18 protein-coding genes are annotated in these 23,001 nt (G+C 72.2%); 17 read left to right on the top strand and 1 reads right to left on the bottom strand.

The annotated features are described in order from the left end of the window. Positions 1-58: 58 nt before the first annotated feature. A complete protein-coding gene (locus FHS39_RS13405) occupies positions 59-1,057 on the bottom strand; it encodes a DUF2156 domain-containing protein (protein WP_184349543.1) in 999 nt (332 codons plus the stop codon). A gap of 201 nt (positions 1,058-1,258) precedes the next feature. Between FHS39_RS13405 and FHS39_RS13400 the strand changes: the two genes are divergently transcribed. From FHS39_RS13400 to FHS39_RS13320, 17 genes are all read left to right on the top strand, one after another. Further along, positions 1,259-2,242 (top strand): diacylglycerol/lipid kinase family protein, encoded by a 984-nt coding sequence (locus FHS39_RS13400; RefSeq protein WP_184349542.1) that lies wholly within the window; start codon positions 1,259-1,261, stop codon positions 2,240-2,242. After that, positions 2,239-3,762 (top strand): MmgE/PrpD family protein, encoded by a 1,524-nt coding sequence (locus FHS39_RS13395; RefSeq protein ID WP_184349541.1) that lies wholly within the window; start codon positions 2,239-2,241, stop codon positions 3,760-3,762. The genes FHS39_RS13400 and FHS39_RS13395 overlap by 4 nt, the downstream gene beginning before the upstream one ends. 74 nt (positions 3,763-3,836) lie before the next feature. Continuing rightward, entirely contained in the window at positions 3,837-5,432 is a 1,596-nt protein-coding gene (locus FHS39_RS13390) for an aldehyde dehydrogenase family protein (RefSeq protein WP_184349540.1), read from the top strand. Positions 5,433-5,491: 59 nt separating this feature from the next. Continuing rightward, the gene (locus FHS39_RS13385; protein ID WP_184349539.1) at positions 5,492-6,634 is read left to right on the top strand and encodes an acyl-CoA dehydrogenase family protein; all 1,143 of its coding nucleotides are present in this window, start codon (positions 5,492-5,494) and stop codon (positions 6,632-6,634) included. Between the two features lie 60 nt (positions 6,635-6,694). After that, complete coding sequence (locus tag FHS39_RS13380; protein ID WP_343069558.1) at positions 6,695-7,984, top strand: aspartate aminotransferase family protein; 1,290 nt, start codon at positions 6,695-6,697, stop codon at positions 7,982-7,984. 1 nt (position 7,985) lies between these two features. Next, on the top strand, positions 7,986-8,477 hold the full coding sequence (locus FHS39_RS13375) for a type II toxin-antitoxin system RatA family toxin (protein WP_184349538.1): 492 nt from the start codon (positions 7,986-7,988) through the stop codon (positions 8,475-8,477). Between the two features lie 11 nt (positions 8,478-8,488). Further along, positions 8,489-8,980, top strand: a complete 492-nt coding sequence (locus tag FHS39_RS13370) for a hypothetical protein (protein ID WP_184349537.1) — start codon at positions 8,489-8,491, stop codon at positions 8,978-8,980. Further along, a complete protein-coding gene (locus FHS39_RS13365) occupies positions 8,977-9,510 on the top strand; it encodes a flavin reductase family protein (protein ID WP_184349536.1) in 534 nt (177 codons plus the stop codon). Before FHS39_RS13370 ends, FHS39_RS13365 begins: the two co-directional genes overlap by 4 nt. 27 nt (positions 9,511-9,537) lie before the next feature. Beyond that, positions 9,538-10,521, top strand: a complete 984-nt coding sequence (locus FHS39_RS13360; RefSeq protein WP_184349535.1) for a ferritin family protein — start codon at positions 9,538-9,540, stop codon at positions 10,519-10,521. After that, positions 10,518-11,546, top strand: a complete 1,029-nt coding sequence (locus FHS39_RS13355; protein ID WP_184349534.1) for a beta-ketoacyl-ACP synthase 3 — start codon at positions 10,518-10,520, stop codon at positions 11,544-11,546. The genes FHS39_RS13360 and FHS39_RS13355 overlap by 4 nt, the downstream gene beginning before the upstream one ends. A gap of 59 nt (positions 11,547-11,605) precedes the next feature. After that, positions 11,606-11,842, top strand: coding sequence for an acyl carrier protein (locus FHS39_RS13350; protein WP_246470181.1), 237 nt, complete (start codon positions 11,606-11,608; stop codon positions 11,840-11,842). Beyond that, entirely contained in the window at positions 11,842-13,062 is a 1,221-nt protein-coding gene (locus FHS39_RS13345; protein ID WP_184349533.1) for a beta-ketoacyl-[acyl-carrier-protein] synthase family protein, read from the top strand. The genes FHS39_RS13350 and FHS39_RS13345 overlap by 1 nt, the downstream gene beginning before the upstream one ends. A gap of 39 nt (positions 13,063-13,101) precedes the next feature. Beyond that, the gene (locus FHS39_RS13340; RefSeq protein WP_184349532.1) at positions 13,102-18,699 is read left to right on the top strand and encodes a type I polyketide synthase; all 5,598 of its coding nucleotides are present in this window, start codon (positions 13,102-13,104) and stop codon (positions 18,697-18,699) included. Positions 18,700-18,732: 33 nt separating this feature from the next. Further along, positions 18,733-20,319: a fatty acid--CoA ligase gene (locus FHS39_RS13335; RefSeq protein ID WP_184349531.1), complete on the top strand. Its 1,587-nt coding sequence runs from the start codon at positions 18,733-18,735 to the stop codon at positions 20,317-20,319. Next, positions 20,316-21,314, top strand: coding sequence for an LLM class flavin-dependent oxidoreductase (locus tag FHS39_RS13330; protein WP_184349530.1), 999 nt, complete (start codon positions 20,316-20,318; stop codon positions 21,312-21,314). The genes FHS39_RS13335 and FHS39_RS13330 overlap by 4 nt, the downstream gene beginning before the upstream one ends. Next, positions 21,311-22,090: a thioesterase II family protein gene (locus FHS39_RS13325; protein WP_343069556.1), complete on the top strand. Its 780-nt coding sequence runs from the start codon at positions 21,311-21,313 to the stop codon at positions 22,088-22,090. Before FHS39_RS13330 ends, FHS39_RS13325 begins: the two co-directional genes overlap by 4 nt. 210 nt (positions 22,091-22,300) lie before the next feature. Next, positions 22,301-22,999 carry an AfsR/SARP family transcriptional regulator gene (locus FHS39_RS13320; RefSeq protein ID WP_221462691.1) on the top strand — a complete coding sequence of 233 codons (699 nt, stop codon included), beginning with the start codon at positions 22,301-22,303 and terminating at the stop codon, positions 22,997-22,999. Positions 23,000-23,001 lie beyond the last annotated feature (2 nt).

Genomic DNA, 23,001 nt, shown 5'->3' with positions numbered 1-23,001 from the left:
GTCGGATGAGGTGAGGGCGGGACGATCGAGCGCGGTGTACCTCACAAGGCCGCTATGTCTACAAAGCATTGGCAGCGCGGAAAATGTGGACGAAGGCGCCGATGCCGGCCCGGCCCTGGAAGGCCACGTACTCGGGAAGCACCAGCTGGGGAGCCCACTTCAGCTTGTAGGCCAGCTGTGTGGCCGCGGGGTAGACCGCCTCGCCGTGCTCCCTGAGGAACTGCATGAGCCAGCCGAAGGCGGGGCTGGCGCCTTCGGGCTCGCACTCCGCCCGCAGCCCGGTGAAGGGGGTGAAGCCGAAGTGCAGCCACCGGGTGCCTTCGGAGTGGAAGACGTCCATGGCCGTCTTGTTGATGGCCTCCATGATGCCGGGAGAGCCGTCCGGCCGGCGGCGGCTGAGGTCGTGCATCCATCCCGCGCGCTCGCCGTGGACGGGGGAGTAGGAGATGTAGCCGACGAGTTCGCCGTCCACGGTGCCGACGAACAGGCGGCGATGGCTCTGCATGGCGCCGCCGTACTGGCCGACGAGGAACTCCAGCGGCCGGGCCTGTTCCCCTTTGCCGCTCAGCCACTGGCCGTCGATTGCGCGCATGGCCTGCTGCCAGGTGTCGAGGGGGGCTTCGGTCACCGTGAGCCCGTTCCGGAACGCCCGGGATATCTTGTTCCGCAATTGCATGAACTTGCTGCCGGCCAGGGTGAAGGCGTCCAGGTCGACGGCGTAGGACGCGCCGATCTGGTTCACGGTGAAGCCGTGGCGTGCGTACAGCCGGGCGTCGTGATCCTGGAGCTGCACCGCGACGATGGGCTGCCCGCAGCCGTCGGCGAAGTCCTTGAAGGCTGCCAGCAGCGGCAGATATGACTCCCGCGGGGCGAAAGGGCCCCCGAACTGCACCAGATATCGGCCCGTGGACCGGTAGACGACGACTCCGGGCAGACCCGGGGCGGTGAAGTACTCGTTGCCCTCGTTCACCGCGAGAAATGAACTGGGGTTTTCCGATTCGGTGTGCTGCCGGATCTGTTCCAGCACCGTTTCCGCCGAGATGGTTTCCGCTGTCATGCTGGTCGCCTTTCTGCCGGTGTCGGCGCCGGTCGCCAGGGTGTCGAGCACCGCTCACTATATGGCAGGAAGAACCCGGCGCAAGAGCCCGGTTGGACGCTTGAAATCCCTTGATGCGCTTGTCAGTAACAGGTCAGCCGGGCGTCAGATCCGGGAGCGAATGATGGACGGAAGTTAATCACGGACGAGCGGGAGTGAATTATGGTGAGAGGCTCCACGCGGCCGCCGCATTGCTGCGTCGTCATTGCGAATCCAATCGCCGGCCGGGTGTCCGAGTCCTTGGTGGACAAGGTGGCGGAGCACTGCTCGCGATTTACTCCCCGGGTCCGGGTCCACTGGGCCGGAGGGCGTGAGGACGCCCGGAATTACGCATTCCAGGAGGTGTCGCGGCCATCGGACGAGGGAACCAACGTGATCGTTTCGGTCGGCGGCGACGGGACCACCTGGGAAGTGGTGTCGGGTATGACCGCCGGCCGCGGGCGCCCGAGGCGGCACGCGCTCATGGTGATCCCCGCCGGGACCGGGAACTCCAACTACCGCTCGCACTGGGGCGAGACGCCCTGGCCCCTCGCCCTCGAAGCCGCACTGGGCGCTCCCGACGACCGCGTCCGCCACCTCGACCTCGCCTGGATATCCGAGCTCGCCCGGCCGGTCGTGCTCGGCGCGGGCGCCGGCCTCACCGCGCAGGTCCTGCAGGACGCCCGCGAGGTGAAGGTCACCGGCCCGGCCCGGCTCGAAGCCGGACTCGCCCGCGCGGCGGCGCGCTTCACCCCCTACGAAGGCAGGGTCACCGTCGACGGAACGGTGGTCCACGAAGGGCCGACCGTCTTCGCCAACGTCGGCGGGGGCCGCTTCCGCGCCTGGCAGTACGACGTGCTGCCGCGCTCGGTCCTCGACGACGGACTGCTCGACGTCTGCATAGCCGGGAGCGGTACGCCCCCCGCCGCACTCCCCGGACTCCTGCGCACCGGCCGGCACGTCCTCGAACCCGGCGCGGTCTACACCCGCGGACGCCAGGTCGTCCTCGAACGCCTCGACGGGGCTCCGCTCTGCTTCGAGCACGACGGCGAGCTCCTCCCCCCGGCCCGCTCCCGCTACACCCTGGAGGTGGTCGCCGGCGCGCTGCCCGTCCTGTGCAGCCCGGCCCCCGACCGCTCCCGCGCCGCGGCCCGGGACGGGAAATGAAGGAAACAGAGGAGCAGACGGAGCGCGGGGGCCTGCTGGCCGAACTGGCGGAGTGGGCGGCCGCGCTGCGGCCGGACGATCTGCCCCCGCGCGTGGTGGAGCTGGCCCAGAGCCAGGTGCTCTCCCAGCTCGCGGCGATCCGTGCGGGGCTCGCGCACCCCCGGGGACGGGACCTGGTGCGCGCCTTCGGCCCGCCGCTGCAGGACGACCCCGCCCGGTCGGCGTGCGTGCTCGCCGGCCTCGGCTCCTGGCTCAACCTCGACGACACGGCCTATGCGGGCCATCTGTCCAATTCCACCGTCTCCGTCCCCGTGGCCTACGCCCGTGCGCTGGGGCTCAGCGGCGCCGAGCTGGTCACCGCGGTGATCGTGGCCAACGAGTGCGCCGCGCGCGTCACCGCCGCGTCGACGCTCGGTCCCTTCCGCGGCCAGATGGCCGTCCAGACGTCCCTGGTGGGGGCCGTGAGCGGACGGCTGCACTGCCAGGGCGCCCCGGCCGCCCGCTGGACCGACGCGCTGGGCCTGGCGCTGTCCATGCCCCCGTGGACCCTCCACCACGCCTTCTTGAGCAGCGACGCCCGCGTGCTCAGCGTCCTTGCGCCGGTACGCATGAGCATGGACGCCTGCGACGCCGCCGCCGCGGGCCTGCGCGGGGCGGCCGACCTCCTGGAGCACCCCGGGGGCTTCCTGTCCCGCTTCGCCGACGTGCCGCTGCCCGACGCCGTGACCTGCGGACTGGGCCGGCTGTGGCACACCGACACCCTCTCCTTCAAGGTGCGCCCGGCCGGGCCCGGCATCGACGCGGCCGTGGACTGCGCCGTCGAACTCCACCCCGCCCTGCGCGGCGTCGAGCCCTCACAGATCTCGGAAATCGTCGTCGAGGCCTCCTGCTACACGGCCTACGTCGGACGTCTGGCGGAGAAGTACGCGGCCGGCCCCGGCGCTCCCAGCAGCACCCTGCCGCTGTCGCTGCGCTACACGGTGGCGACCGCGCTGCTCAGCGGCGACCTGACGGTCGCCGACTACGCCCCGCCCGCGGTGCGGGACGCGGACCGCTGGGCGCTGGCGGAGAAGGTGCGCCTGGTGCACGACCCGGAGATGACCCGGGAACTCTTCCGCGGCGAGGCGCCGTTCGGCGAGGCGGTGCGCAGGGCCGGCCCGCGCGGAGCGGAGTGGCTGCGCGCCTTCGGCGGCGAGGAGCTCCTCGACCTCCTCGGCCGTCCCGGCGATCCGGCGGACGACTATGCGCACGCCACCAAACGCACCCCGGCCCGCGTCACCGTTCAACTGGCCGACGGCCGGACGGTGATGCGCGAGCGGACCATCCCCGTCGGCGGCGCCGGACCCGACACCCGGGCGCGGCACCGCGACCTGATGCGCGCCAAATTCCTTTCCACCGGCGGTGATGTCGAATCCGCGGCGTCCTTCGGTGAACTCTTCGACATGAACGCAAAAGAACTGGGCCACCTGCTGGAGACCGCCGTCGGCAGTGTGCCGGAAGAGTCAGAAACCTGTCAGTAACGGGTCAGGCAATCTTGCGAGGATTGAAGCGGAACATCCGGTCGTACCCGTGTAATGCGAAGGGAAGACAACGCATGTTATTCGATTTTGCCTCCTTCATCGGAGGCGATGACGTCGAGGGTACGAGCTGGGTGTATACGGTCAGCTCCCGCTCCCTGCTCGAGGACGTATTCACGAGCGTCAGCCTCAAAAGGCAGCTGGAACTGGATCCCGACCCGAATTCCGAAGCCGCGAGGCACCCCTATGTGGTGGGGCGCGTGGCGATTGCCGAAGGCGCCCAGATCGATGCGGCGACCGAGGCCGCGGCCGCCGCGGTCGACGAGTGGTCCCGCATGCCGCTGGCTACGCGCATGAAGCTCGGCGAGATGTTCCGGGAACAGCTCGTGGCGCACCGGGAAACCCTGCTGGAGATTCTCGTCGCCGAGGCACACCCCAGAAAACTCGCCGAATGGGAACTGACCTGCCTCCTCCAGGTGTTCAGCGCGGACAGCTGCTCCTGGTACGAGCAGCAGATGCACACGGAGTTCGAGCACGGCCCGCGCCGGCTCGTCGTACGCCGCCAGGCGGACGGCGTGGTGTGCGTGAACCCGCCGCAGAACGCTCCGGCGCCCAGCTCGGCGCTTGCGGTGCTGTCCCTCATGGCAGGCAACGCCGTGGTGGTGCGGGCGCCACGCAGCATCGCCCTGAGCACGATGTACATCCTCCGCGAGCTCGTCGCCCCGCTGCTGGCCGAACTCGGCGCCCCGCCCGGCACCTTGAACGTCATCTGCGGAAAGCCGCGGCAGATACTGGACCGCTGGCTGGAGCACCCCGGCGTCGACGACATCCTCTACTTCGGCGGCAGCGAGGAGGGCAAGCGCTTCGAGCAGGACTGCGTCGCCCGCGGCAAGAAGCCCATCCTCGAACTCGCGGGCAACGACTGCCTGGTGGTCTGGAAGGACGCGGACCTGGAGCTCGCGGCCGAGGCCATCACCGAGTGCTTCTTCGGCTCCGGCCAGATCTGCATGGTCCCCAACCACGTGGTGGTCCACCCCGACGTCGCCGAAGAGCTGCTGTCCGCCGTCCGCCGCCAGGCCGCACTGATCCGGCCCGGCTATCCCGACGAGCCGGACGTCCTGCTCTCGCCGGTACGCCGCAGCGAGCGGTTCTTCGCCCTGCTGGAACAGGCCGTCGGCCAGGGCGCGCAGCCTGTCTGCGGCGGCCGCCGGCTGGAAGTGGACGGCACGCCCTCGCCGACCGGAGTGTTCCTCGAACCCACCGTCCTGCGGGTGGACGGGCTCACCGGAGCGCGGGAGCTGGACGTCGTCCGGCACGAGACGTTCTTCCCGCTGATTCCCGTCGTGGTCCCCGAGCCGGCCGCGGACGACGCGGCGCTGCTCGACGCGGTCGTCCGCTTCGTCAACGCGAACGAGTACGGGCTGCGGAACTCGCTGTGGTCCCGCTCCCCGCAGGTGGTGGACCGCTTCGTCACCCGGGTGCGCAACGGCGGACTGCTGAAGGTCAACGACTCCCACATCGGCTTCCTGCCCTATGTGCCCAGCCACGGCGGCACCGGCCTGACCGGCGGGGTCTTCGGCGAGGCCAACTACCCGATGCTCAAGACCTCGCACCTGCAGGGCGTGAGCATCTGCGACGGGATACCGCCCCGGCAGGCGGCCTTCGAGGCCTGACGCCCGGCCCCGCCGCCCCCGCATCCAGCCCGCCCCACAGCCCTCAGGAGGCATCCCCCGTGCGTTCCCTCGATACGGCCCGAGAAGCCTGCGAACGTCATCACCCGGGACTCGTCAAGGCCCTGGCGGAGATCCCGCTGGCCGAGCGCGAGGCCCCGGGCAGCCCGGTGGTCGAGCTCTTCCGGGAGCACGACGGCCCGTCCCTGCTCGTACCCGCCGCCTATGGCGGCCGGGACGCCGATGCGCTGGAGGCCGTGCGGGTGGCCCGAGCCATCGGCTCGTGCTCGCCGTCGCTCGCCGTCGCCTCCACCATGCACCACTTCACCGCCGCGATGCTCTTCGCCCTCGCGGCGACCGCCGGACGGCTCACCCCCCGGCAGGTGGACCTCCTCGGCCGCATCGCCCCGGAGCGGCTGCTGCTGGCGTCCGGCTGGGCCGAGGGCCGCACCGAGCAGAACATCCTCAACCCCTCGGTGGTGGCCACCCCCGCCGAGGACGGCGGCTACCTCGTCAACGGCTCGAAGAAGCCCTGCAGCCTCTCCGGCTCGATGGACCTGCTCACGGCCAGCGTGTCCCTGCCCGAGGACGATGGCTCCGCCTCCCTGGCCCTGCTGCTCATCCCCTCCGACTCCGCCGGCCTGACCGTCAGCCCCTTCTGGTCGAGCCGCATCCTCGCGGCCGCGCAGAGCGACGAGGTACGGCTGACGGACGTCCACGTCCCGGCCGGTCACGTCATCCGCACCACCCCCGACGACCCCGGACGGCTGGACGACCTGCAGACCGCGGGCTTCATCTGGTTCGAACTGCTGGTCACCGCCGGGTACATCGGTGCGGCCGGTGCGCTGGCCGAGCAGGTGATGGAGCGTGGCCGGGGGAGCGTGGCCGACCGCTCGCGCCTGGGCGTCGCCCTGGAGTCGGCGGTGGCCCTGGTCGAGGGCACGGCCCGGGCGGTGCGCGACGGGGAGAACGGCGACGCGGCCGTCGCCTCCGTCCTCGTCGCCCGCTTCGCGGCCCAGCAGGCGCTCACCACCGTGGCCGACCTGGCCACCGAACTGCTGGGCGGCATGGCCTTCATCACCTCGGACGACGTCGCCTACCTGGCCACCGCGGTCCGTCCGCTCGCCTTCCACCCGCCGTCCCGCGGCAGCACGGCCGAGGCGCTCGCCGACTACTTCGCGGGCCGCCCCCTCATCCTCTCCTGACCCTCCCGACCGCCCGCACCAGTCCACCCACCCACACACCGACCGCTGGGGAAGCAGGACGTGACCACCTATCTCGAAGAACAGGCGACAACCGATACCGAGAACGAAATCCTCGGCCTGTACCGCGCACACCTGAGCAAGGGACGGGCCACCCTCGCCGAGCTGTTCGGCAGCCACATGGAGGTGTCGTCCTCCGGCGCCTGGCTGGAGACGAGCGACGGCGAGCGGTTCCTCAACTGCGGCGGCTACGGCGTCTTCATCATGGGCGCCCGCCACCCGGTCGTCATGAACGCCGTCCGGCGCCAGCTGGCGACCCACCCCGTCGCCACCCGCATCCTGCTCGAACCCTCCGTGGCCCGCGCGGCCGAGGCCCTCACCTCCGTCACCCCGCCCGGCATGGACCGGGTGCACTTCGCGCTCTCGGGAGCCGAAGCCGTCGAGACGGGCCTCAAACTGGCCCGCGCCCATGGCAAGCGCAGGCTGATCTCCATGCACAACGGCTACCACGGCAAGACCCTCGGGGCGCTGTCCGCCACCGCCAAGGAGGTCTACCAGAAGCCCTTCCGGCCCCTGCTCCCCGACGTCACCCACCTTCCCTTCGGCGACCTCGAAGCACTGGAGGCCGTGCTCGCCGCCCACCCCGGCGAGTGCTGCGTGATCGTCGAGCCCGTCCAGGGCGAGGGAGGCGTGATCCTTCCGCCGCCGGGCTACCTGCCGGGCGTGGCACGGCTGTGCCGGGAGCACGAGGGCTTCCTCATCCTGGACGAGGTCCAGACCGGCATGGGCCGCCTGGGCGCATGGTGGGGCGCCGACCTGTACGGGGTCACCCCGGACGTCCTGCTCACCGGCAAGGCGCTCGGCGGCGGCGTCGTCCCGGTCTCGGCCGCCGTCGCCAACCGCAAGACCTTCGCGCCCTTCGACAAGGACCCCTACCTGCACACCGCCACCTTCTCCGGCGCCCCGCTGCTCATGGCGGCCGTGCAGGGCGCGGTCCGCGCCGTGCGCGACGACGGCCTCGTCGAGAAGGCCCGCACGCTGGGCGAACGGCTCCTGCCCGAGATCGAGCGGGTGGCGCGGGAGAACTGCCAGGAGCTGGTGGTCGACGTGCGCGGCCAAGGGCTGCTCATCGGCGTGGAGTTCGTGGAGGCGGGACTCGCCGGCGAACTGCTCATCGAGCTGTTCAACCACGGGCTCGTGGCCAACCACTCCATGAACGGCAGCGCGGTGGTGCGCTTCACCCCGCCGGCGAACCTCACCGACGACGAAGCGGACATTCTGCTCGACTCCTTCGATCGCGCGACCAGGGACCTGCTGGCCCGGCGCGCCCGGATGCCGGAAGGCGGTAGGTGACATGCGGCGTGTGGAACTGGAAGCGGTGATCCCGGACACCGATGCGGGGACCGTGTTCGACAACGTGGTGCGCTTCGACCGCTACCCGGAGCTCGCCCCCCATGTCGAGTCGGCGACCGTGCACGCCACCTGGCCGGAGAAGACCGGCTCGTCGAGCTGGGAGCTGCACTTCCGCAGCGGTCTGCTGCGGTGGCAGGAGGACGACACCTTCCTGCGCGAGGAACTGCGCATCGAATTCGAGCAGTCGGACGGCGACTTCGACTCCTTCTCCGGAGCCTGGGAACTGGCCCAGGACGGCGCGGACTGCCGGCTGCGCTTCCACGCCGACTTCGACTTCGGCATCGTCAGCCTCGAAGGCATCCTCGACCCCATCGCCGAGCGCGTCATCAAGGAGACCGTCGCCTGGGCTGTCTCCGGCATGTTCACCGGCGTCTCCTTCACCGGAGACCTCGCACTCGCCCCCGCGCCGCAGGGCGCGGCGGCGGTGGACTGAGGGGGCTTCGGATGGACCACGCCAACCCGGTCGAGACCCCCGTCACCTACCGGCTGCACCGGGCGGAGTACCTCGTCGGATTCGCCGTCGTCACCGGGTTGATGATCGCCCACTACGACGAGATCCGCTGGCTTCCCGCGCTGATCCTCTTCCTCTACATCGACGTCATCGGATACCTCCCCGGCGCCCTGGCCTACCGGCGCAGTCCGGACGGGCGCATCGCCAAGGGCTACTACGTGGCCTACAACCTCATGCACAGCCTGGCCACCCAGGCCGTCGTCGCCGGTCTGTGGATCTGGCTGTACGGCCCCGAGTGGGCCCTGCTCGTCCTGCCCTTCCACCTCTTCGGCGACAGGGGTCTGTTCGGCAACTTCCTCAAACCCTTCGCCCTGTCCTTCGAGCCCCAGCCCAGCCCCGCCTACCGGCGGTTCGTCGCGGACCTCATGGGCGGCCCCGCACCGGCCGCCGAACCCGTGACGAGCGCCTCGGGCACCGGCCGATGAACGCCGTGGCCGCCGTACGCCGCCTCGCCAGTGCCGTCTCGGTGCTCACCGTGGCGGGCGGCGGCCCCCTGCACGGCACCACGGCGAGCTCCGTCGGCACGGTCTCCCGGGACCCGCTGCTGGTGTGCGTGTGCTTGCGCAGCGGCTCCCGGTTCAGCGAGCTCGCCCGCGACGCGGGCACCTTCGCCGTCAACGTGCTGAGCAGCCGCCAGGCCCTGCTGGCCGACTGGTTCGCCCGGCCCGGCCGCGCCCCGGGGCCGGAGCAGTTCGCCGCCGTCGGCTGGAGCGCGCACCACGCCCACGGCGCGCCGCTGCTCGACGGCGCGATGGCCTGGCTCGGGTGCCGCATCACCGGGGTGTTCCCGGGCGGTGACCACGACCTGCTGCTGGCCGAGGTCACCGACGGTGCCGCGGGCGAGGGTCGGCCCCTGCTCAGCTGCGACGGCCGGCTGTACGGCGCCGAGCTCTACGACGTCGCCCGCCGCACCCGCCGCCACGACACCCCGCACGCCGCCACCCCGCTGGACTGACCGACCCCGCGACAAGGAGAACGACCCATGAGCGGTACGACCCCTCCCGAGGCGGACTTCGAGCAGGCACCCGGCCTGCTCGACGGCGCCACCACCCTCACCCTCACCGCCGACCAGTGCGACCTGGCCTACTGGCTCGGGCACGTGGCCCAGGGCACGCTGGCCGGCCGCGCGGCGACCGGGCACGCGCCCGAGGCGGCGACGCCGGACCACATGCGCGAGGACGGCCCGCTGCGCGACGCCCTCATCCTCGAACTCGGCTTCCGCTCCGTGGCCGAGGAGAAGGCGACCCGCATCCTCTCGCACTACGTGGCGAGCGCCCCCGGCATCACGGAGATGGAGTTCTATGCCACCCAGCTGGTCGACGAGGCCCGGCACTCCATGGTGTTCCGCAAACACCTCGTGGAACTGGGCATCCCCGCCGACAAGCTGATCCCCACCATCGACGAGATGGCCGCCGACTACACCCGCAGGGTCCTCGACCCCGTCGAGGAGTTCGCGGTGCGCGTGGTGCGCGACGAGGGGGACTTCATCGGGGCGGTCGCCGTCTTCGCCATCGTCATCGAGGGGGTGCTCGCCCCCGCCGCCGAGCTCAGCGAGCGCAAGTGGGACCCGCTCGACCCCGCAGCCGGTGAGATCGCGCGCGGTACCGCGATCGACGAGATCCGGCACCTGGCGGTCGGCAGCTCCATCATCCGCGAACACCTGCTCAAGCACCCCGAGTACCGGCCCCGGCTCGCGGAGATCCTCGAACGGGGCCGCCGGCTCTGGGACGAGGTGCCCGACGAGGAGTTCGTCATGCACCGTGAGGAGCTCTTCCAGGAAGGCATGCTGCAACACGCCGACCTCGTCGGCGACTACGAGGTGTGGCCCGGCAAGAAGCTGATCGACACCACCCCGCGCGAGCGCTACGACATGGCCGAGCAGTGGACCGACGAGATGGCCGCGGCCCGGATGGCCTACATGGGGATCACTGAGCCCCTCACCCGCGCGGCACGGGAACCCCGGTGAGCGGCCCGGCGGCCGTGATCGCGGGCCTGGGGGCCTGGCTGCCGCCGCGCGTGGTCACCAACGACGACCTGGCGGCGCGCCTGGACACCACCGACTCCTGGATCCGCGAGCGCACCGGCATCCGCGAGCGGCGCCGCGTCGGGGCAGGCATGGCCACCGGCGACCTGGCCGTCGAAGCGGGCCGGCTGGCCCTCAAGGCCTCCGGCTCCGACAGCGCCGACACGGTCGTACTCGCCACCACGACCCCGGACCGGCCGTGTCCCGCCACGGCCCCCGAAGTGGCCGCCCGGCTGGGGCTGTCCGGCGCCGCCGCCTTCGACGTCTCGGCGGTGTGCACCGGATTCCTGTACGCCCTGGCGGCCGCCGCCGGCCTGGTGGCGACCGGCACGGCCGAGCGCGTCCTGCTCATCGGCGCCGAGGCCTACAGCACCATCCTCGACCCGGACGACCGCACCACCGCCGCCATCTTCGGCGACGGCGCGGGGGCCGTGGTGCTGCGCGCCGGGCGGCCGGAGGAGCCCGGCGCGGTGGGCCGGTGCGTCCTGGGCAGCGACGGCGACCACAGCGACCTCATCCGCATCCCGGCGGGCGGCTCGCGGCAGCGCTCGGCCGGCGGCCCCGCCGACCCGCAGGATCACTACTTCCGCATGGACGGACGCAAGGTGTATCGGCACGCGGTCGAGCGCATGACCGCGGCGGCACACCAGGCCCTGGCCGCCGCCGGCTGGACCGCCGACGAGGTGGACCGGCTGGCGGCCCACCAGGCCAACGCCCGCATCACCGACGCCGTCGCCGAGCGGCTCGGCGTGCCCCCGCAGCGCCGGCTGGCGAACATCGGCCGGGTCGGCAACACGGCGGCGGCCTCGGTGCCGCTGCTGCTCGCGGAGGAGACCGCCGCCGGCCGGCTCCGCGAGGGCGACCGCACCCTGCTCGCCGCCTTCGGCGGCGGCCTCACCTGGGGCGCGGCCACCGTGGTCTGGCCCCGTGTGACCGCCTATGTGAACACCGAAGCCGAAGCCGCCTGACCCGGACGGCACCCGGCCCCGCACCCCGCACACGCACCGACAAAACGAGGGAGACCCCCATGCTGCTCGACCAGCTCAAAGAGATCCTCGTGACCTCGTTCCAGGCCGACCCCGACCTCGTCGCCCCCGAGGCGACCCTCACCGAACTCGAACTCGACTCGCTGGACCTCGTGGAACTCTCCCTGGTGATCGAGAAGCAGTTCGAGGCCCGGGTCAGCGACGACGAACTCGCCGAGCTGCAGCGCCTCGACGCGATCGCCTCCCTCATCGGGGACCGCACCGCCAGGGCCGCTTGATGCCCCGCAGCGACGTGGTGGTCACCGGCCTCGGCCTGGTCACCCCGGCGGGGATCGGCGTGGAGAGCAGCTGGGAGGGCATCTGCTCCGGCACCCCTGCCGCCGCCCTCGACGACACCCTGGCCGCGAACCCGGTGCGCATCTCGTGCCGGGTGCCCGGCTTCGACGCGGCCCGCCTCCTGGGCGGGCGGCTCGCCCGGCGCCTCGACCGGTTCGTGCAGTTCGCCGTCGTCGCGGGCCGGGAGGCGGTCGCGGACGCCGGGCTGACCCCGGCCGGCTGGGACGGGGCGCGCGTCGGGGTGGTGATGGGGTGCGCGGACGGCGGCCCCGGCACGGTGGAGGCACAGCACCAAGTGCTGCTGGCCGAAGGCGCGCAGTACATCTCCGCGCTGCTGCTGCCCATGCAACTGCCCAACATGCTGGCCGGACAGCTGTCCATGGAGTTCGGCGCGACCGGCCCCAGCATGGTGGTGGCCACCGCCTGCGCCTCGGGCGCCAACGCCCTCGGCATCGCCCTCGACCTGCTGCGCAACGGCCGCTGCGACGTCGTGCTCGCCGGGGGCAGCGAAGCCATGGTCACCCCGCTGGTGATGGCCGGCTTCGCCCGGATGGGCGCCCTGTCACGGCGGCAGGACGACCCCAAGGGCGCCTCGCGCCCCTTCGACAAGGACCGCGACGGCTTCGTCGCGGGCGAGGGCGCGGCCGTCCTGGTCCTGGAGCGGCGGCAGGACGCCACGGCGCGCGGCGCGCGCCCCCGCGCCCTGCTGGCCGGCTACGGCGCCTCGGCCGACGCGCACCACGTCACCGCGCCCGACCCGGAGGGCCGGGGCCTGGAGCGGGCCGTGCGCGCGGCGCTCGACGACGCCGGAATCGGCGGCCACGAGGTCGGCCACGTCAACGCGCACGGCACCTCCACCCCCGTCAACGACCTCGTCGAAGCCCGGGTGATCCGCCGGGTCTTCGGGGACGGACCGCTGGTCACCTCCACCAAGGGGGTGACCGGCCACCTCTTCGGGGCCGGCGGCGCGGTGGAGGCCGCCCTGAGCGTGCTCGCCGTCGAGCGGGGCGTGGTGCCGCCCACCGCCAACCTGACCGCCCTGGAGCCGGAGATCGACCTGCGGGTGGCCCGCGAGCCGTCACCCGTCACGCCGCGGATCGCCGTGAGCAACTCGGCCGGATTCGGCGGCCAGAACGCCGCACTGGTGGTGGCCGCCGCATGAGCTGGACCTCGATACGAACCCATGGAAACGGTGAGCGCGATGAATGAACCGACCCCGGCGGTCCGGCGGCTGCGCGGGCTGGCGCGGGCCGAGCGCGGGGAGGCGCTGGAGGCGATGGTCACCGGGGAGTTCCGGGCCACCCTCCTGATGACCGAGACCGAAGACCTCCCCCTGGACACCAGCTACTTCACCCTCGGCTTCACCTCCTTGCGCATCACCGAGATCAAACAACGCCTGGAGGAGCTGCTCGGCCGCCCCGTCAGCGCCAACGCCCTGTTCAGCCGGCCCACCCTGGGACAGCTCCTCGCCCACCTGCGCGAGGACGTCCTCGCCGACCTCTTCGGCGAGGAGGACACCGGGCGCGAGCGCGACGAGACCATCGAGAAGCTGCTGCGGGAGAAGCACGAGCCCATCGCCATCGTCGGCGTCGGCCTGCGCTTCCCCGGCGGCAACGACACCCTCGACGACTTCGGCGCGTTCCTGCGCGAAGGCCGTTCCGGCATCGTGCCCCTGCCCGAGGACCGGTGGGACGCCCGGCGGTTCACCCCGCAGTCCGACGACGAGCCGGGGAAGATCCACACCACGGGCGGCGGATTCCTCGACGACATCGACCGGTTCGACGCGCAGTTCTTCAACATCTCGCCCAAGGAAGCGCAGTACATGGACCCCCAGCAGCGCATGCTGCTGGAAACCACCTGGCAGGCGCTGGAACACGCCAACGTCGACCCGGCCCGGCTGCGGCACGGAAACGGCGGCGTCTACGTGGGGACCAGTTCCATCGACTACGCGCTGGAGCTGGACGGCCTGGCCTACGAGGAGCTGGACGGCCACCTCGCCTCGGGCATCTCCGCCTTTCCCCTCTCGGGACGGCTGTCGTACTTCCTGGGCTGGCGGGGTCCGAGCCTGAGCGTGGACACGGCCTGTGCCTCGTCCTTGACGGCACTGCACCTCGCTGTCCGCGGGCTGCGCGACGGGGAGTGCGACATCGCCCTGTGCGGCGCCGTCAACGCCATTCACCACCCGCGCATCCTGGTGATGTTCTCGCACGCCAACATGCTGGCCCCGGACGGGCAGTGCAAGACCTTCGACGACGCGGCCGACGGCTACGTACGGTCCGAGGGCTGCGGCGTCCTGGTCCTCAAGCGGCTCGGCGACGCACAGCGGGACGGGGACACCGTCCTCGCCCTCGTCCGTGGCACCGCCGTGGGCCAGGACGGCGACAGCGCCGGGCTGACCGTGCCCAACGGCTCGGCCCAGGAGGCGGTGATGCGCACCGCCCTGGCCAACGCCCGGCTGGAGCCGGCCGACATCCAGTACGTCGAGGCGCACGGCACCGGCACCCAGCTCGGCGACCCCATCGAAATGGGCGCCATCAGCGACGTCTTCGCCGAGTCTCACACCAAGGCGGATCCCGTCGTGGTCGGGTCCGTCAAGACGAACCTCGGGCACATGGAACCGGTGGCGGGCGTCGTGGGCGTCATCAAGACGCTCCTGCAGATGCGCGACGGCGCCGTCTTCCCGCACCTGAACTTCACCAACCCGTCCGGGCGCATCCCCTGGGACAGCTACCCGGTGACCGTCCCCCGCGATGGCTGCCCCTGGAAGCCCGCCGGGGCCCGGCGCGCGCTCGTCAACAGCTTCGGCTTCGCGGGCGGCATCGCGGCCGCCGTCCTGGAAGAGGCACCCGCCCCGACCCGGGCACCGGCCTCCGACGACCGCGGCAGCGTCTTCACGCTCTCCGCCAAGACCAAGCGGTCCCTGCGGCTCCAACTGGAGCGCTACCGCGGCTTCCTCGACGAGCACCCCGACACCGACATCGCGGACCTGTGCCACACCGGCAACGTCGGCCGCTCCCACTTCGCCCGGCGCGTGGCGGGCGTGGTCCGCACGCGCGAGGACCTGGTGGGGCTGCTCGACCGTCACTTGGCACAGAAGGAACCGCAGCGCGCCACCGCCCGCGACATCCGCAAGGTCGCGTTCCTCTTCACCGGGCAGGGCGCCCAGTACGCGGGCATGGGCCGGGAGCTGTACCTGCGCCACCCGGAATTCCGCACGCACGTCGACGAGTGCGATCGGCTGTTCACACCCCGCCTCGGACGGTCGGTCAGGTCCCTGCTGCTCGATGCGGCCGGGGATGACGCGGCGGCGATCGACCAGACCCTGTACACCCAGCCCGCGCTCTTCACCTACGAGTACGCGCTCGCCAAACTGTGGATCTCGTGGGGCATCCGCCCCAACGTCCTGCTCGGCCACAGCATCGGTGAGATCGCGGCCGCGGCGGTCGCCGGCGTGTTCACCCTCGACGACGCGGTCACCCTCGTCTCCGTCCGGGCGCGCCTGATGCAGGAGGTGTCCGTACCCGGCGGAATGGCGGCGGTCGCCGCCCCGGCCGAGGACGTCGCCCCGCTCTGCGCCGACCACCCCGACCTGGCGATCGCCGCCGTCAACTCCCCTGAGCAGTGCGTCGTATCCGGCGGCGAGGCCGCGCTCGAAGAGGTCGTCGCGGTGCTGCGCGACCGCGGCATCCGCGTCAAGCGCCTGCCCGTCTCGCACGCCTTCCACTCGCCGCTGATGACGGGTACGTACGACGAGTTCCGCACGGCCCTGGCCGGTATCCGCTTCCACGAGCCCACCGTGACTCTGGTCTCCGACACCACCGGCAAAATCGCCACACCGCGCGAGCTGTCGACGCCCGAGTACTGGGTCCGGCACATCGGCGAGCCGGTGAACTTCGCCGACGGCGTCCGCACCATCGAACGGCGCGGCAAGCACGCCTTCGTGGAGATCGGCCCCTCGGCGGCGCTCACCCCGCTCGCCAAGCAGTGCGTGGCCGCCGGCGAACACCTCTGGCTGCCCAGCGCCGCCCGCACCGACCCGCACGGCGACACCGCCCTGCGGTCACTGGCCCAGCTGTACACCGCCGGGCTCCCCGTCTCCTGGTCCGGCCTCCACCAAGGCGCCGACCGCCGCAGGATCACCCTGCCCGGCTACGCCTTCGACCACAAGAAGTACTGGCTGCCCTTCACCGGCCCCCGGCACGGCCTCGGCGGCCCCGCCGCCACCGCCGCAGCCCACCACCCGCTGCTGGGCGAGGAGACCGAGGCCACCACGGCCGACGGAACCCGGGAGTTCGCCGCCCGCATCTCCGCCGCGCAGCCCGCCTGCCTGGACGGCAGCACCGCCCTGGGAGAAGCGGTCTTCCCCCTCGGCGGCTACCTGGAGCTGGCCCTCGCACTCCAGGACGCCGTCTACGGGACCACCGACCGCACCGTGGCGGACCTCGCCCTGCACGAGCCCCTGACCCTCCCCGAGGACGGCACCGTCGACCTCCGCACCCGGCTGCGCACCCTCCCCGGCGGCGACGCCGTCATGGAAGTGGTCAGCCTCGCCACCGGCGGCGACGGACCGGCCGAACGCCGCCACGCCACCGCCCGGATCCTCGCGGAGCCCGCCACTGCGTCCCCGGACATACCCCGGCCGACCGGCCTGCCCGTCGACGTGTGCACCGGCGAGGAGATCCTCGCCGACCTGGCGTCCTGCGGCCTCGACGCCGGGCCCGCCTACCAGCGCGTGACCGGGATCGAAACCTACGGCAGCGGCCTCGTCGTCGGCGACCTGCGCGGCCTGAACGGGGCCGCCGCCGAGCACCTGCCGCCCGCCCTCGTCGAAAGCGCGCTGCGCTGCCTGTCGGCCCTGGACACCGACGGCCCCGTGCTGCTGCCGCACGGCATCCGGCAGCTGCGCTTCTTCAAGAAGCCGCGGGCCGCCCACCTCAAGGCGGTCATCAGCGTCCACGCCACACCCACCGACGGCGACGGCACCACCGCCGACGTCGTCCTCCTGGACGACGGCCGGCCGGTCGTCGAGCTCCTCGGAGTGCGGCTGCGGCCCACGCCCGTCCCCGCCGGGCTGCGTCGCGACTTCTTCTCCCACACGCAATGGCTCGAACACCCCCTGGCGAGCCCGCCCGCGACCGGCCGGCGCCACGTCCTCGTGGTGGGCCGGACCGAGGCCGACTTCGCCCCCCTCGCGGACCGGCTGGCGGACTCCGGCACCAGCCTGACCTTCGCGGCCACCGCGGAAGCCGCCCTCGAACGGCTGCGGGAAGAGAGCGTCACCGACCTGTGCTGGTTCTGGGACACCGCCGCCGGTCCGCTGTGCGCCGCATCCCTGCGCGGCGAGTGCGAGCGCAACTACCGGCAGCTGCTCGGCCTCCTGTCCGGCCTCGCCGCCGCAGGGTTCGGCCGCGGCCGGCGGCTGTGGCTCGTCACCGAAGGCGCCCAGACCCTCCCCGGCGACCCGGCCCACGCCGAGCACCCGCAGGCTTCGGCGACGCTGTGGGGCTTCGGGCACGTGCTGCTCAACGAGCACCCCTCCTACGGGACGACCCTGGTCGACCTGCCGTCCGGCGGCGGCCTCGACTGCCTGGCCGACGAGTGGCGCGGCCGCGACGCCGGGGAATACCAAGTGGCCTTCCGCAACGGGATCCGGCACGTACGGCGGCTGCTGCCCGGCGTACCGGGCCGCGAGGCCGGACCGGCGGATGCCGCAGCGCCCGTCGTCACGGACACCCACACCTATCTGATCACCGGCGGGCTCGGCGGACTCGGCCTGACCACCGCCCACCACCTCGTCGGCCTGGGCGCCCGGCACATCGCGCTGGTCGGCCGGAGCGCCACGCCGCCGCCGGACGCCGCCCACCTGCTGGAGAGCCTGCGGACCAAGGCAGAAGTGACCGTTCACCAGGGCGACATATCCGAGCCGGGCGACGTCCGGCAGATCATCGCCGAGCTCACCTCGGCCGGCCGGCCGGTGGGCGGGATCGTGCACGCCGCCGGCGCCCTGGCCGACATGCCGGTGTCCGAGCTCGACTGGGAGAGCCTGGACGCCGTGTTCCGGGCCAAGGTGTACGGCACCTGGCTGCTGCACGAGGCGACGGCCTACCTGCCCGAGCTCCGGTTCTTCGTCGGCTACTCCTCCGCCGCCTCCGTGGTGGGCGGCGCCACGCAGGCCAACTACGCCGCCGCCAACGCCTTCCTGGACCACCTCATGGTGCGCAGGGCGGCCCACGGGCTGCCGGGGCTGAGCATCAACTGGGGACCCTGGTCCGAGGTGGGCATGTCCGCCAGGCTCGGCGAGCCGGTGCTCGCCGCGTGGCAGAGCCAGGGCATCAAGCTCTTCACCCCGCGGCGCGGCATGCGGGCCCTGACCACCCTCCTCGACGGCCCGGCGGCCCAGGTCGTCGCGGGGGAGTGCGACTGGGACCGGTTCACCGCCGCCAAACCGGTGGCCAACGCGCTCTACGAGCGGCTGACCGGCGCGGGACGGCCGGACACCACCGCGTTCGACCTCGACGCACTCCTGGCCCAAGCGCCTCAGGAACGCGCCGCGGCCGTCGAGGAGTTCGTCCGTACCACCGTCGCCACCGTCCTGCACTTCGAATCCGCGGAGTCCGTCGAATCCGACGTCCCCTTCCCGCAGCTGGGACTGGACTCCCTGGTCGCCATGGAACTGAAGAACGCCCTGGAGCGGGCCTTCCACCTGCCGCTGCCCGCCTCGGTGGCCTTCGACCACCCCTGCGCGGAACAGCTCGCCGCCCACATCGACGCACAGCTCACGGCCGGACAGCCGGCCTGAACGACCCCGGTTGCCACACCGGAAGGAGGAAGCATGGACACCACACAGCAGCACACCCTCGCCACCATCGCGGCGCTCCACGCCGAACAGCGGCCGGACCACGTCGCCATCCACTGCGAGGGGCGGCGCACCACGTACGCCACCCTGCACCGCGAGAGCAACCGCGCCGCCCACGCGCTGTGCGCCCAGGGAGTGGTCCGCGGCAGCCGCGTGGCCTACCTCGGCCGGGAATCCGAGCACTACTACACCATCGCCCTGGCCTGCGCGAAGAGCGAGAGCGTACTGGTACCGGTCAACTGGCGGCTCACCGCGGGCGAAGTCGACCACATTCTGCGCGACTCCGGCGCCGACATCCTCTTCGTCGAGGACGAGTTCCTGGCCACGGCCGAGCGGGTCGCCGCGGACCTCGACAGCCTGCGCACGCTCGTCCGGCTCGACGCGGGCGACGGGCCGGGCGCGGGCTTCGTGAAATGGAAGGACGGCTATCCCGACCGAGACCTCGCACCGCGCGGCGACCGCGACACCCCCGTCATCCAGCTCTACACCAGCGGCACCACTGGCCTCCCCAAAGGGGTCGTCCTGGCGCACCGCACCTTCCTGGCGTTCACCGAGGAGATGCGGCGCCACGGCGAGAGCTGGATCGACTGGCGCCCCGACGACGTCAGCCTCATCTCCTTCCCCGGTTTCCACACCGCGGGCATGGGCTGGTTCATGCACAGCTTCACCGCCGGTGCCACCAACGTCATCATGCGCATCTTCGTCAGCGAGGAGGCGGTGCGGCTGATCGAGGAACTGGGCGTCACCACCACCTTCGTCGCCCCCGCGATGCTGCAGATGATGCTCACCGAACCCGGGGTGGGCCGCCACACCTTCCGCTCCCTGCGCAAGGTGGCCTACGGCGCCGCCCCCATCTCCGGCGCCCTGCTGGAGAAGTGCCTGGAGACCATGGGCTGCGAGTTCGCCCAGATCTACGCCAGCACCGAGACCGGCAGCGTCGCCGCGTGCCTGCCCCCGGCGGACCACGTCCCCGGCAGCCCGCTCCTGGCGTCCGCCGGCCGGGCCTGCCCGGGCAACGAACTGAAGATCGTCGACGAAGAGGGCCGGCAGCTGCCGGCCGGGCAGACCGGCCAGGTCTGCGTACGGACCCCCTCCCGGATGCTGGAGTACTGGGGGCTCCCTGACGCCACCGCCGAACTCGTCCGCGGCGACTGGCTGCTGATGGGGGACGCGGGCTACCTGGACGAGAACGGCTACCTCTTCCTGCGCGACCGCGTCAACGACACCATCATCGTCGCCGGGCAGAACATCTACCCGGCGGAGCTGGAGAAGGCGCTCGGCGAGCATCCCGCCGTCGCCGACGTCGCGGTGATCGGCGTGCCCGACGAGCGCTGGGGCGAGGCCGTACAGGCTTGCGTGGTGCTGCGCCCCGGCCAGCAGGCGACCCCGCGCGACCTCATGCGCTCGCTCGCCGGCCGCGTCGCCGACTACAAGATCCCCACCCGCTACGTCTTCGCCGACACCGTGCCGCGCAACCCCTCCGGAAAGCTGCTCCGGCGCGAACTGCGCGAGGCGTACCGCGGCGGGTCCGCCCCCGCCGCCGGACAGAGGAAGGGCACATGACCGACGACCGCACCCGGCGGCCGGAGATCGGCGTTCTGCTGCCGACCCGGGAAATGGCCATGACCGGGGACTACTCGACCAAGCCGCTGCTGGCCTTCGCACGCCAGGCGGAGGAGTACGGCTTCGACTCGCTGTGGACCGGGGACTCCCTGCTGGCCCGCCCCCGCCTGGACCCGCTGATCGTGCTCGCCGCCATGGCGGCGACCACCTCCTCCCTCACCCTCGGCACGGCCGCCCTCACCGCCGCGCTCCGGCCGCCGCTCATCGGCGCCAACATGATCGCCGCGCTGGACCGGATCTGTGACGGCAGGCTCGAACTCGGCCTCGGCGCGGGCTTCCCGATTCCGGAGACCGAGGAGGAGTTCGCCGCGGCCGGCGTGCCCTTCGCGGGCCGGGCCGCCCGGCTCGACGACACCGTCGCACTGTGGCGGCAGGCCTGGCGCAGCCGGGACGAACCCGGCGCGGCCGACTTCGACGGCCGCCTCGGGCAGTGGAAGGCCCTGGACCGGCTGCCCCCGCCGGCCCGCCCCGGCGGCCCGCGGCTGTGGCTGGCCGGCAGCGACACACCCGCCGTCACGGCCCGGGTGGCCCGGCACTACGACGGGTGGCTGCCGTTCCTGCCGAGCGCCGAGGCGTATGCGGCCGCCTGGCACCGCATCGAGGACCTCGCCGCGGAACACGGCCGCCGCCCGGACGCGATCACGCCGGGCCTCTACGCCACCGTCAACATCAACCCCGACCGGTCCCGCGCCCGCCGCGAGCTCGACACCTACGTCCAGGGCTACTACGGCCGCCCGCTCGCGGCCATGGAGACCATCCAGGCGTACGGCTACGGCAGCGCCGAGGAGTGCGCCCAGTGGCTGGCCGGCTATCTGGAGGCCGGAGCCCGCCACATCGTGCTGCGCATCGGCTCCCTCCACCCCGGCCCCCAGCTGAAGAAGATCGCCCAGGAGCTGCTGCCCGCCCTCCGCCCCCTTGTGAAGGAGACGAAGTGACCACTTCCGCACCCCACGCCGTCGGCCGCTGGTTCCAGCCGTCCGACACCGACCCCGAGGCGGGCATGCGCCTCTTCCTCTTCCCGCACGCGGGCAGCGGCGCCTCCATCTACCGCGACTGGCCCCCGCTGCTGCCCGCCGACATCACCCACCAGACGGTGCAGCTGCCGGGGCGGCAGGACCGGCTGGGGGAGGCCGGCTTCACCGAGATGGAGCCGCTCGTCGAGGCCCTGTGCGACGCCTTCGTCGCCGAGCACGACGGGCGCCCCTACGCCTTCTTCGGGCACTGCATGGGCGCCCAGCTCGCCTACCGGCTGACGCTCGCGCTCCAAGAGCGCGGCGAGCAGACGCCGCTGCTCATCGGCGCATCCGGCTGGGCGCCCGAGGGCTTCCTGGTGGTCACCGCCGAGCAGGCGCGCATGCCGGAGCCCGAACTCCTGGGCTGGATCCGCAGCCTGGGGTCCGTGCCGAAGGAGATCATGGACGACCCGCAGGCGCTCGCGACCGTGATCCCCGCCATGCGCGCCGACCTCGAAGTGGTCGCCAGCTATGTGGACGACGGCGCCGCGGTGCGGATTCCGGTCGTCACCTACAGCGGGCGGTCGGACCAGCTGATGGAGGCCGGTGCCATGGACTCCTGGCTGCCCCGGACCCCGGACTACCTCGGCAACTCCGAGTTCCAGGGCGACCACTTCTACATCAACGACAACGCCCTGCCCATCACACTCGACCTCACCCGCCACATGCGGCGGTTGGCGGCCGCGGCACGCCGGTAGCCGGACCCGGGAGGGCGGACACGGGACACGTCAGCAACATGTCAGTCGGTACGTGTAAGGATCAAACAACTGGGACGGCGCTGGCCGGCCCGGAGATCCCATACCCGTTTCGGAGGGCATGTGCTGACGTTCCGAGTTCTGGGGCCACTTGAGATATTCACACCGACCCGGGCGGTACGGCCGCGGGGGCTGCTGCAGCGCAAGCTCCTCATGGCACTGCTCGTGAACGCCGGGAACCTCGTTCCCACGGACCCGCTCATCCACGAGCTCTGGCGGGAGGCTCCCCCCGCGCACGTCGAGAACGCCCTGCAGGCACACGTCAGCAGGCTGCGACAGCGGCTGGCCGCACTGGAGCCCGAGGCGCAGACGCCCCGGCTCGTCACCTACCCCTCCGGCTACCAGCTCGACGTGGCCGAGGGCGAGCTGGACGCCGACGTCTTCACCGCCGGGCTCGAAAGGATCCGCAACGCCGACGCGGACGCCGACCCGGCTCGGACCGCCGGCGAGCTGCGCGCCCTGCTGCGCCTGTGGCGCGGCCCGGCGCTGTACGGCATGGCGGGAACCCCCTTGTGCCAGGCCGCCATCTGCCGGCTGGAGGAGTCGCGCATCGCCGCGCTCGAGCTGCTCTTCGACAGCGAACTGCGCCTCGGCAACTATGCGCAGATCATCCCGGAGCTGCGGGAGCAGCTGACGGACCAGACGTTCCGCGAACGCTTCTGGCAGCAGCTGATGATCGCGCTCTACCGGTCCGGCCGCCGCTCCGAGGCGCTCGCCGTCTACCGGGATCTCCAGCACACCTTCTCGCAGGAGCTGGGGCTGGAACCCTCGCCGGTGATGCGTGACGTCGAACGCGCGATCCTCGGTCAGGAATCCGTCAGTGGCGGATCAGGATCCGCCGGGCATCATTGAGT

This window comes from Streptomyces olivoverticillatus (assembly GCF_014203555.1).
GTDB classification, from domain to species: domain Bacteria; phylum Actinomycetota; class Actinomycetes; order Streptomycetales; family Streptomycetaceae; genus Streptomyces; species Streptomyces olivoverticillatus.
The sequence above is the reverse complement of the archived record's forward strand: the minus strand, read 5'-3'. Positions and strand labels throughout refer to the sequence as shown.